The sequence below is a fragment of the Mucilaginibacter sp. P5_A6 genome, from assembly GCF_056400585.1.
Genome location: NZ_JBFUKZ010000002.1, coordinates 1 through 22,939 on the forward strand (window position 1 = coordinate 1; position 22,939 = coordinate 22,939).

Annotated in this window: 15 protein-coding genes and 1 tRNA gene; 3 read left to right on the plus strand and 13 right to left on the minus strand. The window is 39.9% G+C overall.

Annotated elements, in window-relative coordinates; translation table 11 throughout:
- The 6 genes from AC1DO4_RS02020 to AC1DO4_RS02045 all read right to left on the minus strand — a co-directional run.
- The coding region (locus AC1DO4_RS02020) for a carboxypeptidase-like regulatory domain-containing protein (RefSeq protein WP_477412488.1) at positions 1-718 on the minus strand (718 nt) is incomplete at its 3' end.
- A 661-nt stretch (positions 719-1,379) separates the two neighbouring features.
- Positions 1,380-3,128: a DUF4091 domain-containing protein gene (locus tag AC1DO4_RS02025; protein ID WP_477412490.1), complete on the minus strand. Its 1,749-nt coding sequence runs from the start codon at positions 3,126-3,128 to the stop codon at positions 1,380-1,382.
- 17 nt (positions 3,129-3,145) lie between these two features.
- The gene (locus AC1DO4_RS02030; RefSeq protein ID WP_477412492.1) at positions 3,146-3,811 is read right to left on the minus strand and encodes a carbohydrate-binding family 9-like protein; all 666 of its coding nucleotides are present in this window, start codon (positions 3,809-3,811) and stop codon (positions 3,146-3,148) included.
- Positions 3,812-4,167: 356 nt separating this feature from the next.
- A complete protein-coding gene (locus tag AC1DO4_RS02035) occupies positions 4,168-5,253 on the minus strand; it encodes a substrate-binding domain-containing protein (protein ID WP_477412494.1) in 1,086 nt (361 codons plus the stop codon).
- A 157-nt stretch (positions 5,254-5,410) separates the two neighbouring features.
- On the minus strand, positions 5,411-7,180 hold the full coding sequence (locus tag AC1DO4_RS02040) for an SGNH/GDSL hydrolase family protein (RefSeq protein ID WP_477412496.1): 1,770 nt from the start codon (positions 7,178-7,180) through the stop codon (positions 5,411-5,413).
- A gap of 176 nt (positions 7,181-7,356) precedes the next feature.
- Positions 7,357-9,372 carry an alpha-amylase family protein gene (locus AC1DO4_RS02045; RefSeq protein ID WP_477412498.1) on the minus strand — a complete coding sequence of 672 codons (2,016 nt, stop codon included), beginning with the start codon at positions 9,370-9,372 and terminating at the stop codon, positions 7,357-7,359.
- 392 nt (positions 9,373-9,764) lie between these two features.
- On the opposite strand from AC1DO4_RS02045, the gene glmM reads away from it, so the two are divergent.
- A complete protein-coding gene (glmM, locus tag AC1DO4_RS02050; RefSeq protein ID WP_477412500.1) occupies positions 9,765-11,138 on the plus strand; it encodes a phosphoglucosamine mutase in 1,374 nt (457 codons plus the stop codon).
- A 516-nt stretch (positions 11,139-11,654) separates the two neighbouring features.
- Here the strand turns inward: glmM and AC1DO4_RS02055 are convergent.
- The 3 genes from AC1DO4_RS02055 to metG all read right to left on the minus strand — a co-directional run bounded on the left by AC1DO4_RS02055 (position 11,655) and on the right by metG (position 16,710).
- Positions 11,655-14,030, minus strand: coding sequence for an ABC transporter permease (locus tag AC1DO4_RS02055; RefSeq protein WP_477412502.1), 2,376 nt, complete (start codon positions 14,028-14,030; stop codon positions 11,655-11,657).
- A 413-nt stretch (positions 14,031-14,443) separates the two neighbouring features.
- A tRNA-Arg gene (locus AC1DO4_RS02060) sits at positions 14,444-14,515 on the minus strand.
- A 122-nt stretch (positions 14,516-14,637) separates the two neighbouring features.
- Positions 14,638-16,710 carry a methionine--tRNA ligase gene (gene metG / locus AC1DO4_RS02065; protein ID WP_477412504.1) on the minus strand — a complete coding sequence of 691 codons (2,073 nt, stop codon included), beginning with the start codon at positions 16,708-16,710 and terminating at the stop codon, positions 14,638-14,640.
- Between the two features lie 112 nt (positions 16,711-16,822).
- On the opposite strand from metG, the gene AC1DO4_RS02070 reads away from it, so the two are divergent.
- Positions 16,823-17,770, plus strand: coding sequence for a S66 peptidase family protein (locus AC1DO4_RS02070; RefSeq protein WP_477412506.1), 948 nt, complete (start codon positions 16,823-16,825; stop codon positions 17,768-17,770).
- Between the two features lie 71 nt (positions 17,771-17,841).
- Positions 17,842-18,249, plus strand: a complete 408-nt coding sequence (locus AC1DO4_RS02075) for a DoxX family protein (protein ID WP_477412508.1) — start codon at positions 17,842-17,844, stop codon at positions 18,247-18,249.
- A gap of 58 nt (positions 18,250-18,307) precedes the next feature.
- Here the strand turns inward: AC1DO4_RS02075 and AC1DO4_RS02080 are convergent, their stop codons facing one another.
- The 4 genes from AC1DO4_RS02080 to AC1DO4_RS02095 all read right to left on the minus strand — a co-directional run bounded on the left by AC1DO4_RS02080 (position 18,308) and on the right by AC1DO4_RS02095 (position 22,939).
- On the minus strand, positions 18,308-18,994 hold the full coding sequence (locus AC1DO4_RS02080) for a hypothetical protein (protein ID WP_477412510.1): 687 nt from the start codon (positions 18,992-18,994) through the stop codon (positions 18,308-18,310).
- Between the two features lie 109 nt (positions 18,995-19,103).
- Positions 19,104-20,093, minus strand: coding sequence for a hypothetical protein (locus AC1DO4_RS02085; protein WP_477412512.1), 990 nt, complete (start codon positions 20,091-20,093; stop codon positions 19,104-19,106).
- Positions 20,094-20,428: 335 nt separating this feature from the next.
- Positions 20,429-21,337: a DUF1735 domain-containing protein gene (locus AC1DO4_RS02090; protein WP_477412514.1), complete on the minus strand. Its 909-nt coding sequence runs from the start codon at positions 21,335-21,337 to the stop codon at positions 20,429-20,431.
- Between the two features lie 42 nt (positions 21,338-21,379).
- On the minus strand, positions 21,380-22,939 hold the full coding sequence (locus AC1DO4_RS02095) for a SusD/RagB family nutrient-binding outer membrane lipoprotein (protein ID WP_477412516.1): 1,560 nt from the start codon (positions 22,937-22,939) through the stop codon (positions 21,380-21,382).

A 22,939-nucleotide genomic window follows, 5' to 3' on the forward strand; every position in this document is an offset into this window, starting at 1 on the left:
CATATACAGCGGTTGATGAAGCATCCTTTAACAAAGAAATACTTTGAATATCCTCGGGGTCTATGTTATTATAAGCCCCCCCATAGGTACTGTTTACATCATCGCGCTGAACCCCATCTATAATAATAAGCGGGTTTGAGTTACCAGTAAAAGTACCGATACCACGAATAGTAAATGATGCATTATCATAACCAGGCTCCCCGCTTCGCTGCATAGATATAACACCTGCAACTTTACCGGCCAGCGCGTTAGATAAAGAACGATTTGGAGTCATCACGTCTCCAACACTCACCGTAGTAACAGCCCCGGTTATCGTTAGCTTTTTCTGCTTACCATAAGCCACAACTACCACTTCGTTTAGTGCCAGGTTATCTTCCTTCAGCGTAACATTAAGTGATGTTCTCCCATTTAAAGGAATCTCCTGCTTAATAAAGCCCACCATCTGGAAAACCAGTACAGCATTCGCATCTGCCTGAATCTTGAAGGTTCCGTCGGTAGTTGTTGATGTAGCAATCTGGGTACCTTTAACTACTACGGTTACCCCGGGAAGCGATTCCCCTTTCGCATCTGTTACCTTACCTGTTATAGTAACAGCAACCGGGTTTATTAAAGCGCTTCCATTTATTGAGTTACGGGCATACCCCTCATAACACAACAAATTAAGAAGTAAGAACAGCCCGAAACCGGGTTGAATTTTTCGTAAAAGTCTTGATTTCATAAATTATCCTGATTTAGTTTAGTTGACACATAAGCCATTTTTTTTGTAAGAGATTGGTTTGTTTAAAAATTACATGTGTGCGCAAACACACACTTCTATTTATGTATATAAACAAATTTAAAAATTAAAAGCGTGTGCGCAAACATTTTAAAACAAATGACCAACTTTTACGAAATTTTCAAGAAAATGATTAAAAAATTGGATTAAAATCAATTGAAATGGCCTCTAAGTAAAAATTACTTAGAATTTATGCCAAAATGGTATGAATTTTTTACAGAATAATTTACAAGACAGGATTTAATCGCACACAAATGCCTTTGAAAAACCAATTATTCAACAAAACGACGATTAAAATGAAACATTTATATCATTTAGTTAAAAAACAGAGAAAATCCGTATCAAAAATGGCATTTTAATAGATTATTCATTTAAAACAAAAAAAAGACTATGGAAAATAGGAGTTTACATCACACATATATAAAATATGGTCCATGATTTTAGCGCAAAACAGGGACAGGTTTAAAAAGTTTTAATTGGAATAAGCATGGGATGACATGGCAAAGCGCTGGCTGATTTATATCATATCTATTTGATATAAATAAGCCAACGCTTTGCATGCTAACTCAAGGCAAGATAGCGGACATGCTTTTATTTATAAGATCTAAAAGCTATTCAACTGGTTTTGGGCTGCGTGAAGTATTCCGGCTGCGGTTTTGTCCTTGAACTCCCGAAGATCAAAATCGTTCAGTATTTTTTCAAGCTGACGCAATTTGTCCGGTTGGTTATTTTTTATAAAATCCTTTTTCAGCGTGTTTATCTTTTCAAAATCCTGAATGCCTTCTATCAATCGCTCAAAGCGAATGGAAGACCGCAAACCCGGGTAAACCAAATATGCATCTCCGGATGACCATGATCCAAAACGTGTATCATGTAAAGAATCTTTTGTCCAGCAATTATAAGCCCACCTCAGGTACCCATCGTATCCCTTGTAAGCTGCATACCATGCCAGCCAAACAGATTCTGTAGGCGCCGAAAAAGAGAATGTATTGGGATGCCCTTCTGTGCAACAGGTATAATAGGTAGTATTAAATCCCGCTTTTTTACGCGAAAGCATGGTTGCCTCATCTATTACCTGGTTTGAGGCCACGCTGTAATCTACCAAATCATGCTCAATACCGGGATGATAATTACCCGCCAATGAAATTTTAAAATCTTTATCCGCGCTTTTAATTAATGCAATTGCTTTTTGCATATCCTCCATAGGCCTTTCGTCCATAGCAATAGTGGTTTTAGTAAACCATCCTTTTTGTTTAAGGTGACCGGCAAAATCAGCCAGCATGGGGCGCCAATGCGCATTATATTCCGGGGTACCAGGTTTGGCGATGATTGCAGTGTCTTTTCCCAGGGCCTGGTCATAATAATAGAATTTCAAATTCCAGGGGATCATACTATAACAGTTGATAAATTTATTAATCCCTAACGACATCATAAAAGACACCCATTTATCAAAAATCGTATAATCATAAGTCCATGAACCATTCTTGTTTTTAGTCCATTTTATCATCGATCCATAAATATCATATGTTTGGCTATTCCATGGATCATATATAAGTGTAGTGGTAATTGATTGCTGACCAGCATCTGCCAGCATTTTCATATATGGGCGCATAATGTCGAAATGCTGTTTAGACCAGGCCTCTACACCATATGCCCTGGAAACCGAGTATGGATTTTGCCACAGATCTAAATGAAATTTCCGGTGTGTCGGTGCCGGCAGCGTGTGATTAAGTACTTCAATTGTGTAATGCAAAATCGCGGGATATTTATTTTTTCCTTCCTTAACTTTCACATAACCCTTATAAATACCTTCAACCGCATCATCCGGCACATTAACGCTTAACCAAACGGGGCGGGTAGTATTTTTAGCTACCGGCAGGAATTTTTCCCGATCAATTACATCCTCAACAAGAGAAGAATCATGACCAGCCTGTATCCCACAACCTCCGCCTTCATTATTCAACCCATCAGCCATTACATAACGTACAAAATTGGCACTTATATTTTTTAACGGAATTTGGTGCCCTTTACCGTCGCCGAGAGTGCTCCATTCAAAACTAACCTGCTGCATGTCCCGGGTTGTCCATACCAGGAATTGCGTATGCACTTTTTCCCCTCTCCATGCTTTGGAGAGCCATTGAGTTTGTAAAGGGGCTATTGAAGGAGCATTCCGTTTATCATAACGGATATCCGCTGAAGCAAAACTTACATACACACCGGGTTTTAACGCGCTCCAGGTTTCCTGTTGAACAGGTTTAGGATCGGGAAGTTCCTGGTAAGACCCATCAATTTTATACTGTGCCGAAACAACAGTGCTAAATAACAACAGTATTATGGTAAATTGTATGTTCATGATTTCGCTGCTTTCTATCAGACTGCTATACGTTTATGTTCAAATTTCATTCTCCCAAAAAATTCGGGCAAATGAAAGTCCGGATCGGTGGATTTAATATCATTCCAGGCCAAAAAATGAGGCTCGGGCAGCTCGTCGCCGCATTTATAAAAGTTGCCCCGGCATTGCTCACCATTCAATGATGTGAATGAATGATGACTGAACACTTCCAATGGTATCATCAGGGTAAGTTCCCAGCTTATATTCCCATCCGCGGGATTATTTACCGGCTTTAACAGCGCAAGGTGCCTTATCATCCGCACAACCGCCTCCGGTAATAACTTGCGGTCGGTTTTACTTGTTCCAAAGCCCAGCATACAAGTGCCCGCGCAGTTAAACTCAAAATTGTAATAACCCGGCTCGTCACCAAATGAAACAAAAAACTCCACACAACTATCTTTATGAACGGGTTCATTTGGTTGTTTATATATAGCCTTTACAGACTTTTCACTTACGTAGTATTTTATGAAAACACAATCGTTACTATAAGCTATTGCAAAATGAACATCAGGCCTATATCCATATTGGGGCCACGGCGCTATTCCAACAAGATGCTTTTCATAACTATCTAACAAAAGTGAAAGATGTTCTATAGGACTGTCTTTACTTACAGCTCCTAAAAATGGCACTATAAGTTCCATCATTTAATTTCTATCCATATTAAGTTTCTGCCTTAGCATTCATAAGTGTGTACGAACACACAAAAAAGAACACAAAAGGTTAAGTACAAATATAAAAATATTTACGTGCTCGCACACACTTTTGTTAATTTCTTATACAAAGTTCTTTTTACAAATGATAATCCATCTATTACTAACCCTATTGGGATATCAGCAGATATCCTAATAGGCCTTATGCCCCACCAGGCGCAAGCAATAAGCAGCTTTACTAAAAAACAACCTGGTTTAAAAATACAAATCCCTGCTGACTTGCATATAGATAAGCAATTCACCAGGGATAAAAAAATTACTGTAAACGCTGATTGAAAATCAGCAGACGATTAAATATCTAAATACACAGTATCTTCATCATCAATGTAATAGTTCATGTTTTCTTTTGTAACAATATCCAAAGGAAGATACTTTAAAATAGGCACTTCCTTCTTAAACACCAGGTAATCAGTTAACTGGTAAATACCCCAGTAACCCTGACCTTTAGGATTTTGGTTAATTAAAAAGCTAATCGCCCCTTTATTCAGATAATATAAATTTTGAGGCAGTAAATCATATCCTATTATTTTGATATGCTTAATATGCCGCTGCTCCAGGTACTTTGCAATTTCATGGGCTTTTGATGTTGTTACAAAAACACTGGCCATATCTGGTGTACTATCAATTATAGCATCCAGCTGTGTTATAAACAGTGCCGCATTTGACCGGTTTAACTCAATCCTCAAAATTTTATACTGATGATCGAGGTTGTTTTGAGAAAAGTAATTACGGAATCCCTGCTCCTTTTTCAAAAGGTGGGCGGCATTACTTATTTCTTCATCAATATGTGCAATTAATATTGAACAAGGATCGGGCTGTCCGTAATGAATAAGTTTGCCCGCCAAAAAACCGCTCTGGTAAGAATCCTGACCTATATAACTTAAAGGATCGTATTCGGCAATTTGAGTATTAAATAACACAAACGGAATTTCGGCCACTTTCCATTTCTCAAAAAATGGCAGGGTTTCCCGATAGAATATAGGCGACAAAATTATGCCATCTGGATTATCCTGGGTTAWTTGGTTGGCGTTTGCTATAAACGACTCTACGTCGTAAGGGTCAAATACATATTGCTGAACAATAATGCCATATTGTTTCAGGTCTTTCTCTGCCTTTTCAATCCCTGCTTTTGGTGCATACCAATAGGAATCGCTCTTATGATCCGGTATTAATGCAGCAATTTGATATACTTTGTTGGATCCCAACGCCCTCGCCATAAGATTTGGTTCATAATCCATCTCTTCAATGATCTTAAGAATTCGCTCCTCCACTTTCTTTGATACCCGCCCCCGTTTATGCAATACCCTGTCAACCGTACCTGTTGAAACTTTCGCTTTTTCGGCAATATCTTTAATGCGGACAATTTTATTCTTCATATTAAGCTTTCAATTAAAAAGGATAGCAAATGTAATTTAATAAGAAGGTGTTTAAAAACAAATAAATAAATGGTCATTGCTGATTTCTGGCAAAAAGAACCTGCCCAACTCTCCCCGGAAGGCTGAACTATTTAGAAGAAGCACTAATGCGATGATATTATTTTTTAAGGTATGGAAGTAAAGCAACTGCCAGTTTTTGATAACCAATCTCGTTAGGATGCAAGCCATCCCCAAAAAGTAATTCATCCACCTTTCCGGCATGGTTAAGCAATATTTTCCCCGGGTTAATAAAACGGACCTGGGTTTGAGCGGCCAGCTTAGAAATTGCTTTATTAAGCACTGCTATCCGTTTTTCCTGCTCTCTTCTCGGCAGCAAGCCCGATAAAAGAATTTCAGTTGCGGGCTGACGTACTTTTACTGCCTGTACCAGCATTTTTAACCCTTCAATTATTTCTTCATCATTGCTAGCAGCCAGGTTATTGGTACCTATCATTATCATAAACTTGTCGGCCTTAAAGCCATCTATTTCTTCATGATATACACGCCACAATACATTCTCTACCTGGTCCCAGCCAAAACCAAAATTTTTTACACCTAAGGGCGTCATATATTTATCCCATGAATCGGCTCCTCTTGCTAAAGGCGCTTTTGGTATGCCGCCCCAGTAATTCAGGATGGAATTACCAAGAAATACAATCTTAGGCGGATCCGTTTTAATGAGCGTTAGTATTTCACTATGCCTGTTTCGCCAATCATAGTAACCATCCCTGCTTTGTACAACCGGCACAGTGGTTGAATACCTGCCCGTTGGTTCATTAATAATTGCCCGTATGGTTTTCTCATAAGCACCGGCATATTTTTCCATCCCAACATCATTGGGGTGTAAACCATCAACCGTTGAATTAATATCAAAACCAATTTCCTTATTGGTTAATAAATAAACGTTTTTAGTTCCTGCAGCAGCCAGCTTTGAATAAGCCTGGTTAAGCACCTTATTAACACGGTTATAGCCAGCATTCTTCCCCGTATCTAATAAACCATCTACATTGCCCTCACTATGCTCTACAAGCAATATGGGCACCAGCGGATGCTTTTCTGTTAAACTTTGTACTGATGCTAATAAACGCTTCTCTATTTCCTGATCAGGAAAACTGGTTAAATTGGGCATGCAATCAAGTACATATATTTTTGCATCTACCTCTGCCATCAGGTTAATAACCGATTTTTCGAGCAGCCCGGAACCAGAAAAACCAAGGTTTACCAGCGGGCGATCAAGCGCGCGTTGTAAAATTGCAGTCCATGCCAACCCAGGCCGCGACGCACAACCGCCCTGGGCAATGGATGTTCCGTATACAAGCACCGGTTTTTCTTTAGACAAAGGCATGAAATTAAATGCGTTACCGGCAGGAACTCCTATCTCAAGCCAGGATACCGCATTATATAATGGCAAAAAGAGCCTGTATTCGTAGCTTCTTCCCGGAAAGCTTGAACTTACTTTAATATTTGAATAACGATAGGTAATGGTATCCTTAAAAGAGAAGCTACCGGGAGCCAGGCACCATTTCCCATTAGGATCCAGAACATAAAGGTCTAAACCGCTTACACCTGTAGCCGGCATATGCGACATGGCAAGATCACCTTTAACCTTATAACGGATAACCAGGTTGGAAGCATCTGTTTTAAACTTGATATATAAACCGGCACTGCTGTGCGATATGTTCCATACATTAGGATTAAGATCCTTTTCGGCACGTGCCGGGAACCGGTCATAGGTGCTTGCTGTTTCCTTTGGCCATGCCTGTCCTTCTATCACAGGGTAATCAGCTGCAGCCGGGTTCAGCCATTTATATGCTGCCGTAGTTTGTGCAAAAGATGCTGTATTAAAAAAGCAAAGGCTTAATAAAATTACTTTTGATATCCGTTTCATTTATAATTTGTTTAAAGGCAATGCTACCATAAAAACGGCCATCATTGCCTGCCTATTTTGTTAATGGTAAAGCAAAAGCCATTAAATAATATAAGACATTTGCCTGCTTACCTATTTGAATTTCACCATTGCTCAGCAACTCAACCGGCAAAAATTTAAGCCCGAAATATACGTCTTTAATGAACAGGCTTAGCGTTTAATACCATCACCTCGAACGGCTGCAGTGTAACAGTATAGACATCTCCCTTAAATAGTGGAGTTTTCATTTCCTTACTTTTTGCATTATAAAAAAGATAGCTGTATTTATCGTTAATTAAAGGCAATTCAAAAACATTGTGTACATCAACCCGGAAGGTTTTTGCTTTGCCCGAAGGGTTTCTTAAAGTAATGATGCCCTTTTTGGGCGACCAGGCCGCAAACCCATAAACATCCCCTTTAGATGGATCGCCGCCCACCCAATGAACATCCGGCATGATGTCTGCATTTTCCCGCGACCATTTTATTGCAGCAGCCAGGCAATCCCAGTTAGCCGTGTTTAATTTATGGGGATTAATATACAATTCCTGCAAGCTTGTTCCCGATCCAAAAAATGACCATATTTCGTCAGAGATATCCTTGTCATTCATATCAAATTTGGCGGTTGCGCCATTATCAGCAATGCAGACGCCATGATACATCAGCGAACTTAACGGATAAAGCGGGGCGCGCTGAACAATATTTTTATATACTTCGCCATCACGGTAATTGAGCCATTGCTGCCTGCCATCTCCTTCTCCTTGGGTACTTGTATCCCAGCCGTTCCTCCAAATCACATCACCATATTTGAGCCAGAAAGGCGATGGCCAGGTACCTATGGTAAGGCTAAAATAAAGATCGGGTTTTACGGTACGAAGCGATGACACCAGGTTTAACAGCGATTCCATATCCGTTTGATACTCAGGAGTAGCGCCTGCCGACTGATCGCCCGCCCCAACACCATCAAATTTAAACATGGAGATACCGTATTTAGTAACAAAATTAGCGGCCGCATCTTTAAACCTGGTAGAATAAACAGTCCCCGAAAGGGAAAATCCATGTGAATTAGTTTCAAAAGGAGGGTTTTGTTTTCTTCCATATTGCAGCCTTTGTTCTTTTGCCTGCTCATAACCACCCCAGGGCGACATCCACACTCCCAAAGACGCATTATACTTACGGGCCAACGCCTTAATATTATCAAACCCTACGGGGAAATTCGTTTTACTGATTTGCCATAATGTTTGATTATCGTCCCAGCCATCATCAAACAAAAATGCGTTTAAGTTAACCTTACGTTTTATAGTAAGGCTATCTCCAAACGCCTGGATGCGATCAAGACAACCAGCCTCAGTCAGCTTACGATCAGCCCATGAAATATCATACCATGAATTGTAATGCAGCATTTGCCTGTATGGCACGGCTCGCTCCCGTTCCAGGTAATAAAGAAATCCCCTGCGCAGCTGACCTTCGGGAGCAATACCCCATACGGTTGATGAAGTTAAATCCAGGCTTGGTTCCTGCCGTTCAATATAACTACTTATCCAGCCATTTTGAGCATTGTATTTACTTATCGGGCTTTCGGATGCAAAAAAGAAATTCCCCGAAACCATCGGCGATCCATCAACAATACCCGATGGCTTAATCCCCGTCCCGGCAGGGAACTTTATAAGCTTCAATTTTCTGATCCTTAAAGAATCGTTCAGGTTATGAAAGCTAAAAACCTGCCTGATATAATTGGAATTATCTTTCAAAATAGCCTCCCAGCTTACCCGAATACCATGTTTCACATTCAAAAACTCAGCAAAAACTGCCATCCCATTTTCCTTTTCGGCAAGTTTAGCCGCCTGCAGATTGCCCTTTACCGAAACAATTTTAGGAAAGGCACTTAATTGAAAATCAGCAGAATTAAGTACCGCACCATCCTTAAGCTCCAGTTCAAACAGGGGCGAGCCTTTTAAAGAAATCCGTTTATTATCCGGCGCAGCAAATTCGTTTATAGTGACTGTTTTTTTGTTGGCAAACCATTTTACTGATAAACAGCTATTTTTTAAAATCAATGCCCCTTTACCCGAAAATGCAACCGCTTTACCCGGCTTTACACCCGATAGAAAAACATTTTGAGCGTTAGCAGCGCCTGTTAGGCCGATTAGAATTAAAAACAAGAGTTTTTTTAGCATGCTTGATAAATTTAACAAGAAAATATTAGAAATGATTTAGTGTGTGCGCACACAAATATATGGGATTAATTTTTAATTTAAAACTCAGAAAATAGTTTTTCTTTTAAGCACAGGAACAGGGTGCAGAATCTGTACAAATCAAAATAGCTCTTAATGCATTGTCTCATTAACACAGATAGCCCCAATAACACCATTTACCGGCTACTAAAAATCATTTTACAATTCCTTTCATACGTTTATAAACAAATTTTATATTTTTGCGTTTCCGAACACGCAAAAATGAAAAAAGCTTGCAAAAAAAATTTTAGTGACAAGATGGATAGATTATATGAGTTCATATACCTTGCGGAATTTCAAGCCAATTTTAAACCCATTAAAGTAATTATATCATAATGACATTAATCAAATCAATTTCTGGAATAAGAGGAACCATTGGTGGTCCGGTAGGTGAAAATCTAACCCCATTGGATATTGTGAAATTCACATCAGCATTTGGTAGCTGGGCGATAAGACAATCAGGGATAAAAAAAATTGTGGTTGGCCGGGATGCCCGGATATCTGGTTCAATGGTTAATAACCTGGTGATTGGCACCCTACAGGGCTTAGGTATTGACGTTATTGATTTAGGTTTATCAACAACCCCTACCGTTGAGATTGCCGTGCCTGCTGAAAATGCTGCCGGCGGTATTATATTAACAGCAAGTCACAATCCTAAACAATGGAACGCTTTAAAGCTGTTAAATAATCGCGGCGAATTTATTAATCACGACGAAGGAAAAATGGTGCTTGACATAGCCGAAAACAGCGATTTTGATTACGCCAATGTGAATAACCTCGGCAAGGTAATTTACGATGAAACCTATATGCAGAAACATATTGACATGGTGTTGGCCCTCCCCCTTGTTGATGCTGATGCCATTGCTAAAGCAAATTTAAAAATAGCGGTTGATGCGGTTAACTCAACAGGCGGAGTTTTTGTACCTGCCTTGTTAAAAGCATTGGGGGTAAAAACAATTTTTGAATTGTATTGCGAACCCGACGGCAACTTTGCTCATGATCCTGAACCATTGCCCGAAAATTTACAGGAGCTTTCAAATGAAGTATTAAGGAATCGGGCTGATTTAGGTATCGCAGTTGACCCTGATGTGGACCGTTTGTGTTTTGTATGTGAAGACGGAAGTAAATTTGGCGAAGAATATACTTTAGTGGCCGTTGCTGATTATGTTTTAACGCACAAGCAAGGAAATACGGTTTCTAACCTGTCTTCAACCCGCGCACTAAAGGATATTACCGAAAAAGCCGGAGCCCAATATTATGCAGCAGCAGTTGGTGAGGTAAATGTGGTAAATAAAATGAAAGAAGTTAATGCGGTGATAGGCGGCGAAGGAAATGGCGGAATAATTTATCCTGAATTGCATTATGGAAGAGATGCTTTAGTCGGTATTGCTTTATTTCTAACTCACCTGGTTAAGTTTGGTAAGCCAGCCTCTGCTTTACGCAATACTTATCCCGACTATTTTATATCCAAAAACAAACTGGAACTTGACGAAAACGTAAACATTGAGTCAATCATTAAAAAAGTTAAAAACAACTATTCACATAGCCCCCAGAATACAATTGACGGCTTAAAAATAGACTTTGATTACGGATGGGTGCATTTAAGGCGTTCAAATACAGAATCTATTATAAGAATATATGCTGAAGCAAAAGATAAAAAAGCAGCTGATGGCATAATAAACGATGTAATGGAAACAATGCGTGGATAAATATAATCTCTTTAGGAACACCGCCGACTGTGATTTACAGATAAAATGGTAAAGCGTCGCAGGTGTAATCCTTTGGCCTTCTTAAATAAAATAATAAGCCTAAACCTTTTCTAACATGACGATAGTTTTTTAAGTGGACCTATATCGAAATGTAGTGGTAAAAAAACAAAATACCCTCTATTTAACATGCTTAAATAAGACACTTGCAATTTTTGGGGTTTCGACCGTAAAACAAAAGCCTGCGATCATTTGATTTGCAGGCTTTTACATTATTTTGATACTGTTTTCAGTGGTGGCTACTGTACAAATCTCGAACTATTTCCTTTCTGATTTGCGCTTAATGGCGGATTTGGATTTGACAACGGCTGATAATTATGATTAGCCACTGATAAAATATATGGTGATTAATACTCTATTGCCTACGCAAGCAATAGGCTTAATAGGATTAATGAGATAGTCTTGGTTAATTGAATGGCCGAAGAATCATTCCCCTTTTTTAAAATTGTCGGCCTGCAGTTAATCCGCTTTAAGGTTTTTTGTTGGATTAGCTAATGCCGCTTTCACACTCTGAATACTGGTTGTAAGTAGGGTAATTATCAAAGCACCAGCGGCCGTTACTACAAATATCCACCAATCCATACGGGCATGAAAACTATAATTCTGCAACCAGTTATGCATAAAGTAATAGGCAACAGGAGATGCGATCATGATCGAGATAATAACCATCGAGATGAAGTCCTTCGTCAAAAGCGACCATAAATTAAAAACAGTTGCTCCCAAAACCTTTCGTACGCCAATTTCCTTAATGCGTTGTTCGGCCATAAAGGATGCCATCCCGAATAAACCTAAACAACTGATGAAGATGGCCAGCGCGGCAAAGGAGCTTGCCAATTTGCCAATACGCTCTTCATTGCCAAATTTCTTTGCATATTCCTGATCAACAAATTGAAAATCAAAAGGCTGTCCTAACGCATATTTTTTGTAAATGGCTTCTATGGTATTCAGGGCCTGGACGGCACTTGTTTTTGGATTTATCTTCACGTTAATTATACCGGGTTCTGTGGAGATATAAAAAATTGTAGGTTTGATAGGTTCATAGGGCGATTCAACAATCATATCTTTGGTTACTCCCAATACTGTATATTTTTTGTCGTTCCAGGATATGATCTGGCCAACCGGATTTTTGAGTCTCATATATTTCACAGCCGCTTCGTTTAAAATCAGGCCAAATTGATCAGATGCTAACGACTGAGAAAAATCTTTGCCATCTTTGAGCTGCCAATTTACCGCCTTACCATACTGTGATGTAACGGCAAAAGTTGCAAATTCATCAGCCATATTTTGATCTTTTCCCTGCCAGGCCAGGCCGCCGCTTGTTCTGCTGCCCCGGGTTATCTGGTTTCCGGATTCTGCTATTTCGGTAATTACGCCGGATTGCATTAAATCATTTCGGAATGATTCAAAATGATTGTGGATATCTTCCGAGTAAGGCCTTATCATGACGAGGCTTGTCCGGTTGTAACCAATCGGGCGATTTTTGGCATATTGAATCTGACGGAAAACAACTATCGTCCCGATGATCATGAGCACGGAAAATGTAAATTGAATAATAATAAGCGTCTTTCTGGGTAAACTGGCCATTTTGCCAATGCGAAACGTCCCCTTTAATACCTTAACCGGATTAAAAGATGATAAGTAAAAGGCAGGATAAATACCTGCAAGTAAACCACTGAAGATCGCAAAACTGGTCCCCAACATCCAAAATACGGGTTCTTTCCACAGAACATACATTTGTTTCCCGGACAACTCGTTAAAGAAGGGAAGTGAAAACTGTATCAGTAATAGAGATAAGATAAAGGCCAACAAGGCCATAAGCAGAGATTCACTTAAAAACTGCATGATTAACTGACTCCGAACTGACCCTACTGCTTTCCTGATACCAACTTCTTTAGCCCGCTTTTCTGATCGTGCGGTGCTTAAATTCATAAAATTAATACAGGCAAGTAACAAGACAAAAATGCCGATAATACCAAAAAGCCATACATATTTAATGTCACCCCCAATGTTTGCACCATCTTTAAATTCTGAATACAGATGCCAGCGGCTCATCGGATCAAGAAATAACTCGGGTTTCAATCTTTTGCCGTCGTTATCTTCCTGACCGAATTTGATATCTTTGATTTTTGATGACAGCGATACAGGGTTAGCATTGTCTGCAATCTGGGCGAAGATTTGAAATGAATTATGATTCCAGTTTCCTTCTGCCTGCCGTACCTCTTCAGTACGGGCATACGCTTTCCAGGGTGCTACGAATGATACTTCATTAAATGATGTATTTGCAGGCAACGCTTGATATACACCAGTTACTTTCAGATTTAGGCTGTCCAATTTAATGACCTTATTTATTGGGTCGGCATTACCAAAAATAGCTTGGGCGACGGTTTCTGAAAGCAAAATAGATGACGGATCTTTTAAACCAGATCTTGTTCCTTTGATCATTTTTAAGGTGAGCATATCAGGGGCCTCGGGTTCCATAAAATTGCCCGTTATGGATAAACTTTTACCCTGATAGGATGCGAGATGTGTATTTGTCCAAGAAGACAGGACTACGTATTTGAAGTTTCCCCTATAGGTTTGACGCAATTGATAGGCAGCAGGTATAGGCATCGCTTTCAGTGTGCTGACCTCCCCGTTTATGGTCTGGTGTTGCATTACCCGGGTAATGTGGTCATAATTTTGATGATATTTATTAAAAGATAGTTCGTCCCATATCCACAATCCGATCAGTATAGCTACAGCCATGCCAATAGATAGGCCCGCTATATTGATAAATGAATGCGATTTACTTCTTATCAAATTGCGCCAGGCAATTTTTAAATAGTTTTTTATCATAATGGTTATAGTACAATTAATTGATCGATACAGTCGTTCTTAATCAAAACTATGCCATTTGTTAATTGGTTAATTGTCAGATTGTTAAATAGGGTGAAAGTGATGCTTTGTATCAATAGCGAACAGGCGGTGTTCGATTTCGAGCGAATCTTGACCCGTAAATTCATCAGTGGTAACTGCAAATTTTCTCATATTTAAAAATTATGCCTGATAAATTTAAAAATTAGACCGATCAGGTGGACATGTGTTTCGTATGCAGATGACAAGATATTGGTATTGTTAGTCTATTGCAAAACAAATACTTTTTTTATTCCTTCCAATTCTGCTTGATCCCTAATCAAGACTTTAGGATTATCCATTTGGTGGATGCATAAAAAAAGTTGTCAACTTTGTTGACAACTTGCCTGAGTTTGTGGTCCCGACGAGAATCGAACTCATATCTAGAGTTTAGGAAACTCCTATTCTATCCGTTGAACTACGGGACCATTATGGCTGATAAAGGCAAAACCTCAATCAGCTTGCAAAGGTGCAAATTATCAATGAAAAATCACATGCCTTAACAGCAAATTTTTATCGGCAAAAATCTGCACATCCGTAATGTGCACATCTACCTAATTCCTGCCCCGTTATGAAAATCATCTATAGGTGCTACAAAGCTTAGTTTCCCTTCGCTGTTCTCAGCCATCAGGATCATTCCCTGTGATAGGATGCCCTTAATCTCACGTGGTTCCAGGTTTACCAGGATGCTTACCTTTTGACCGATGATCGCCTCCGGCTCATAATATTCTGCAATGCCCGATACTACCGTGCGCTCATCAATGCCGGTATCAATGGTCAGCTTTAGCAGCTTTTTGGTTTTGGCAACTTTTTCGGCAGCCAGGATAGTTCCGGTGCGGATATCCATTGCGGCAAAAGTATCATAATTGATATTGTCCTTTGCGGGTTGCATATCAATACTTGGGAGCGGAGCTGCAGCTGCCTTTTTAGCCTGCAACTTTTGCAGCTGATATTCTATTACCTCGTCCTCTATCTTCTCAAACAACAATGAAGATGGGTTTAGCTGGTGCCCGTTATTAAAAAAGAATTCCTGGTCGTAAGTAATAACTTCATTTGGCCAGTTTAGCATCGCTATGATTTTTTTAGCGGTTTCCGGTAAAAACGCCTGCGCTGCTGTAGTTAAATGACCTATGATGAGCAAACAGTTATGCAGGGCCTGCTTAGCATCCTCAGGATTGGTTTTAATAGTTTTCCAGGGTTCTTTTTCTGTTAAATAGCGATTGCCAAGGCGGGCTATATCCATTACCGCCTGCAAGGCCTGGCGATAGCGGTAAGCCTCCAGGTTTTTCTCTATCTCGTCATAACAAATGCCTATTTCGGTATTAAGGTATTCGTCGTTAAGCTCAATTTTATCAGTAGTGCCTTCAATTTTACCATTGTAAAATTTATGCATCAGTATCATTACCCGGTTTACAAAGTTGCCAAGTATAGCTACCAGTTCGTTATTGATACGGGCCTGGTAGTCTTTCCAGGTAAATTCACTATCGCTGGTTTCGGGCAATATAGAGGTAAGTACATAACGCAGTTCGTCCTGCTTGCCCGGGAATTCTTCCAGGTACTCGTGCAACCAAACAGCATGGTTACGTGAAGTAGAAAGTTTATCGCCCTCTAAATTTAAAAACTCATTGGCAGGTACATTTTGTGGTAAAATATATTCACCGTGGGCATGCAATATAGATGGAAAAATAATACAGTGAAATACAATATTATCTTTACCAATAAAGTGCAGCAAACAAGCATCATCCTGCTCATCGGCCTGTTTTTTCCAGTATAGTTTCCAGTCTTTATTGTTGTCAATAGCCCATTGTTTGGTGGCAGAGATATATCCTATGGGTGCATCCATCCAAACGTATAGCTTCTTGCCCTTAGCTTCTTCCAGGGGTACATCTATTCCCCAATCCAGGTCGCGGGTCATGGAGCGGGGTTGCAGGCCCGATTTAAGCCATGATTTACATTGACCAAACACATTTGTTTTCCAGCTGCCTTCTTTGGTATCTATCCATTGCTCCAGCCAGGGTTGGTATTTATCAAGCGGAAGGTACCAGTGTTTGGTTGGCTTTAATACCGGTGCTTTACCACTTAAGGTTGATACCGGGTTGATCAGGTCGGTAGGATTTAGTGATGTACCGCACCTTTCGCACTGATCACCGTACGCATTCTCATTATGGCAATTCGGGCATGTCCCGATGATGTACCGGTCGGCCAAAAATTGCTGATAATCCTCATCGTAGTATTGCTCGCTCATTTTTTCAATGAACTCATCCTTTTCATACAAATTCAGAAAAAACTCCTGCGAAAGATCATGATGTATTGGAGACGAGGTGCGATGGTAAATATCAAAGGCTATCCCAAACTCTTCAAAACTTTCTTTTATCTGGGTGTGGTACTTATCAATAATAGCTTGCGGCGTTGTGCCTTCCTTTTTAGCCTTTATGGTAATGGCAGCACCATGCTCATCTGAGCCGCAAACATATAGTACATCCTTTTTTTTGAGCCTTAGGTGTCGCACAAAAATATCGGCAGGCAGGTAAGCGCCCGCAAGATGACCAATATGCAGTGGGCCGTTGGCATAAGGTAAAGCCGATGTAACCGTATATCTTTTATATTTGTTGAGTTCTGACATTAAAAAGAGGCGTTATAAATAATTCGCAAAGATAAATTATTTAAGTTGGAAAAGCCCGGATACAGTGAAGTCCGAAATACGGATGCGAAAAAAAATTTATTATTATTGACCTATGGATAATCCCGCTCATACAGTTTCTTCCCGTCGTTCGGCACCCTCCGCTTCCAGGCTCCCAAGCTATTTAAAAAAGGGAGATAAAATAGCTATCACCTGCCCTGCAAAAAAGTTGCCCGGCCCAATGACAGATGCCATCGCACTTTTACAATCATGGGGATTAGAGGTTGTTTTGGGCGAAACCGTTGATGCATCATATCACCAGTTTGCCGGCGATGATGAGTTAAGGGCGAAAGATCTGCAGCGTTTTATCGATGATGATACCATAAAGGCTATTATAGCGGCTCGCGGCGGCTATGGAACTATCAGGATCATTGATAGGATTAACTTTAGCACGTTTGCCCAAACCCCCAAATGGATTATCGGCTTTAGCGATATTACTGTGCTACATGCACACCTGTTTGCAAATTACCAGGCGCAAACCATACATGGGCAAATGCCTGTAAATATTCCCGATGCATCAGCCCGCTCGTTGGATACTTTGCGTAAAGCCTTATTCGGTGAGGATTTAAGTTATCAATTTACTTCGCACGCTCAAAATCGGGCGGGTGAGGGTAAGGGGGTACTGGTTGGTGGTAATCTATCGTTGTTGGTAGCTATCTCCGGCTCAGCATCGGATATTGACTATACCGGCAAAATATTATTTATTGAGGATGTAGGGGAGTATCTGTATAGTGTAGACCGGATGCTGCGCTGCCTGGATAGGGCAGGCAAACTTAAAAGCCTTGCAGGTTTAATTGTAGGAGGCTTTACCGATATAAAGGATAACGACATCCCATTTGGGCAAACTATCCCTGGTATAATTATGGATATCGTAAAACAATATGACTATCCCGTTTGCTTTGATTTCCCGGCCGGGCATATCCCCGATAATTGCAGTTTAATATTGGGGCGAAATGTTAGTTTAAACGTAAAAGAGCAACAGGTAAGTGCGCAGTTTGTATGAATCCGGATTTTCAGAGTGAAATAATCAACAGATCTAATCAATAATAAATAAGTTAAAAACAATTATTACATATGGCACTACTCGGCAATTTAGGCAATTACAAAAACACGGGACTGTTAATCATCCGCGTGGGTTTAGGCATCATGTTTATTTATCATGGCTATCCCAAACTAATGGGCGGCGTAAAAGGCTGGGAACACTTAGGGGGATCAATGAAGTATGTAGGCATTCATTTTTTACCTGTAGTTTGGGGATTCCTGGCAGCAGCAACCGAGCTTCTGGGCGGTTTTCTGCTTCTAATAGGGCTTGCTTTCCGGCTGGTGTGTATACTAATGTTGGTCACCCTTATTGTTGCCACCTTAACTCATTTTGGCAGCGGCGGCGATTTAGGAGACGCGGCACACGCCATTGAAGATGCTGTGGTATTTGCTGGGCTTATTTTTATTGGGCCGGGGAAATATAGTGTGGATAAGAAGTGATCGGCCAAAAGAACTGTCAATTAACCTAAAGGGTCATTTTAATAAAACGATTTTCTGTTTAGTTTAACGAATCAGCTAAACTCTTCAGAAAGTTTTCGTCAATCTCATCGTCTCCATGGGCGCTGTAAAACGCTTTTACCTTATCAACATCATCGGCAAATACCTGCTTTATGGCTTTGTTCTTTAGAGGTACCTTTTGCAATTGAGCTGTTTTAATATTAAACACATAATAAGCAGCCTCATCAGTATACTCATCGTATTTATTACCGCTTGATGTCATGCCGTCAGATTTATAATTAGCCTTCACAAAAGTAGTTTTTGTAAGTTTATAAACCTTGTATTTGGCTCCTGCCGAAAGTACCTGGCTAAAATGTGTAGGATCAATAGCCGGTACATATTCAAAGGTTATCGGTTGTTCAAGTTTGTCATAAACGGTAAAGGTTTTAACCTGTTCCTTGCTCACATCAACAGCGGTTTGTTTATCCTGTGTTAATAACAGCGCTCCATTAATTTTGTCATAATTAAACCCATAACTATCATTTTTAATGGTGTTTCCCTTGCTATCTACAACAGAACCTTTTGCCCAGGTATCAAATAAATAACGGCTTCCCTTTGTACCTTCTGTACGCGAAATATTATAAAACGTTCCACTTCCCGAAGCAAGATTTAAAGGTGCGGATTGCGCCATTATCCGTTTGCCTGCTACAACGCAAAATATAAACGATAACAGAAATATTTTTTTCATATTAAAAAATATCAATAATAAATTGAACAGTGGTGTCCAAATAAAAAGTAAAAAAAAGACCATTAGAAAAATCTAACGGTCTTTTTTGTTATAAAGTGTTTAAAGCCAATTAATTCAGTGAATCGGCAAGATTTTTCAGAAATGTTTCGTTGATATCATCGTCAGCATGATCGCTGAAATATGCTTTTACTTTATCCGCATCGGCAGCAAAAACCTGTTTGATGGCTTTTGCTTTTAACGATATTTTCTGCATCGCCGAAGTTTTAACGTTAAGCACATAATAAGTTGGCTCATCAACATATTCATCATAACGGTTTCCACTCGAGGTCATGCCATTAGTTTGAAAATTCGCTTTAACAAATGTTGTCTTTGTGTATTTATATACTTTGTATTTACTCCCGTCAGACAAAATCTGGCTGTAATGTGTCGGGTTTATGTTTGTAACTAGCTCGTAGGTTTGAGGTTGATCCAGCTTATCATAAATAGTAAAGCTCTTAATCTGGTCACGATCCACATCAACGGCGGCACGTTTATCCTGGGTTAACAGTAACGAACCGTTTATCTTGTCGTAATTATAGCTAAAATTATCGTTTTTAATGGAAGCCCCGCTCTTATCAACTACATATCCTTTAGCCCAGCCATCACCAACTAAGTAACGGCTGCCTTTTGTATCTTCTTTTACACTAACGTTAAATAAGTTACCTCCACTTCTCGACGCGGACACGTTAAAAAACGAATATCCCTGTGTGCTATTTAAAGGAGCGTCACTTTTCTTCGTTTTAGCGGGATCATCTAACGAAAGCGCTTTCAGCGATGATTTACCTGCCTTCAAAACCACAACCAGATTATCCTTAGCACTAACTTTTTCATCTTGATAACCTTTGGCAATAACCCAAAGAGCTGTATTGCTTTTTAAAGGCAGGCTGAAAAAGCCAAGTGAATCTGTATAAGTAGCTGTTTTGGTGTCTGCCTCCTCCTGGATCAAAGCCGAGCGTACAGCCTCGCCCTTTTCGTTTTTTACTGTACCAGTTATGGATTGTGCTATTACAAATTGGACAGCCGCAACACACATCATCGCAGATAGGATATACTTTTTCATATTAAATAATTAGTTATTAAAGTTAAATATAATAAGGCTTAAAGTCAACACGAACAAACGCTTTTTTTGTCACAAAAGCAATGATAACAAATTAGTTACGCTACCATAGTTGACGAAATTCACAAAACAAATGTTACAGATGTTAAAAACTATTTTTCAATTGAGCAACCAGCTACAACAATATCTGTTTAGTTTTCATTAATTACTGCTCAACATTACCTAAATCAATATTATCACTTACTTTCGAATTAACAAAAAAGCCGGCCTCCTTTAACAGGAGCCGGCTTTTTGGCGGCAAAATCCTTATCTAAGCAGGCTATGCCGTTTTAAAAAAATCATTTTTTGTATTGGTCAAGATTATTCCTCGCGCCGGAGCCACCAAGCACGTCGTATTGGAAACCATTATCAAATAATTGAAGTACCTGGGCATAAGTATAGGTTTTACTATCATCATAACCGTTAATAGACGGCGCTGTTGTGATTGCAATACCGTTAGCTGTAAGTATACCGCTAACATCAGCAGGATCAATTACGATTGTAAACTTTGAATAAGTGGCATTAGGGTAAGTACCTACTTGCTGAAAGGTAACCATGTATCTAACAGTACCGGTATAATAACCACCTGCTACCTCAAATTGACGAGGAGTGTTTGGTAAAAATTTAGAAGTTCTCCCGTCTGCGTAAACATAGTTGCCGGCAGCTGGTGTTCTGGTAAACTGGTGTTTATAAGTACCGGCAAAATCGTTACCAATAAAGTGGTAATATTTGATGTAAAAGTTAGCCGGTTTGCTTGCACCCGTTACGCTTACTATTTTAATAGGCAACATATAGCTCTTTGCCGGATCAATAAACGCCCGGTAAAAAGTTACAGGTAAGTCGGCAAGGCGTGTCCCAGCTTTAATAGTTATTGTTTGTGTTGCCGCAAATTTAAATGCCCCTGCAGGCAATGCCTGGTAAACAACATCAGTATGGGCTGCGTTATAAGTGGCAATTGCGCTATTGTCAATTGCAATCGTAACTGTTACATCGCTTGTAGGCGGATACTGACCTGTTATATTAACCTGCAGCGTTCTTGATATAGTATCGTCGGCATCGGTGATTGAAGCTTCACCAAAATAAGCGTCACCGGAATGCACAAGTTCGGCAAACGCCGGGATATTTGATAAATCCACGTTCGGCTTGTCTTTCAGGCAAGACGTAAGCGAGACGGTAAGGACTCCTAATAGTATGATTAATTTTTTCATTTCTTTTTGTTTTTAATTATTTCATAAACATAAGCCCAAAGCTTATTTCATCCAGAAAATTTTAGATGTAAACAAGTCCGTTCCTTTACCTCCTGCCGGTACATTTGCGCCGTTTAAGGTTGTTTCATTGATCGGGTAAGGCAAACGGTAAGGAATGTGCGGTACGTTAACACCTGGATATGCTGATACAGGTAAAGTTGTAGGGATACCTAATCTTCTCCAGTCGCTATACGATTCCAATGGATCAACCGAGTTCATTGCAGCCCATTTTTGAGTAATGATCAAATTCAATTTATCTGGCGTGGCCGAATATGTTGTAGCAATATCTGCCTGGGCGGTATAAGCCGTAGCGCCAGGAGTGCCGAGAAACGCAAAGTCGGCAGCAACAGCCGCTTTATAAGCTGTCTCTGCATCACCTGTTTGATAACCGCGATAAATAGCTTCTGCCTGTAAAAATAAACTCTCAAAAGCAGGAAGTAATACTGCTGGTTGAGCAGGCCCTTTTTGTGCACCTGAAGAGGTGAAGCCGGTACCTAAAATTGCAGATATTGCAGAGTTCGACTCACCGTTACCGTTATTACTACCATATACCCTCCCCTTTATTTTGCTCAGGTCGTTTGTTGGCGAACTATAACCTGCCGCGGTAGAACCTATCGGGGCATAGATATAGTTGCCACGAGGGTCATTGTGATTTTGATAAAAAGTAACCGCATAAGCATTTGCACGCCAGTAAGTTGTATTTAAACCATTTAAGCCTGTATTATTTGCGACAACATCATAATAAAACGGATTCAACGTTCCGGTTGTGCTTGTTGAATAACCTGGCGCAACAGCGGCATCTGTCGTTAAATAGTCGCCTGCTACAGAACCAGCCAAAGCTGCCTTAACACCAGCAGAGCCTAATCCGTTTTCTGTTTGACGCATTAAAAGCTTCAGTTTCAGCGTTTTCGCAAATTTCCTCCATTTGGTCATATCTGCCTGGAAAAGCACGTCGAAATTTTTATCAAGCGCGATGGCATTAGTTGGTGCATTATCTATAAGCGCAACTGCCGAATCACATTTTGCTACAAGGCTTTTGTAAATTGTTGCAGGATCATCATATTTATAAGAGAAGGTTTGTTTTACTACTAATGCGTCAGAATACGGAACGCTGTTATATAAATCAACCAATCGCTGGTAAACATACACCTCCATAATAGTACCTGCCGCTTTATAATTTGTTTGTATAGGATCATTGCCTATTGTTTTCAGCAACAGGTTATAGTTTGACAAGTTAATGTACGCGGCGTCAAAATTACCGGTAAAATCACTACTGGTTATCTGGTATAAAACATAAGTTGTACTTGGTGTAAAACCACCACTTTGCGTCCAGTACCCCATCCAGTTTTCTAAAACATCAGAATTACCCCCTTGAACTAAACTTGCGGTAGCTACCAGCGACGCTTTCAATGAGTATGGTGCTGGTACTGAGGTTGGGTTGTTTGGATTGGTGTTATTGATATCGAAAGTTCCCTTCTGACATCCCACAATACCCGTTAACATCACAGCCGAGAAAAGTAAACCGAGATTAACTTTTCTCTTAAATATTGTTTTCGTTTTCAT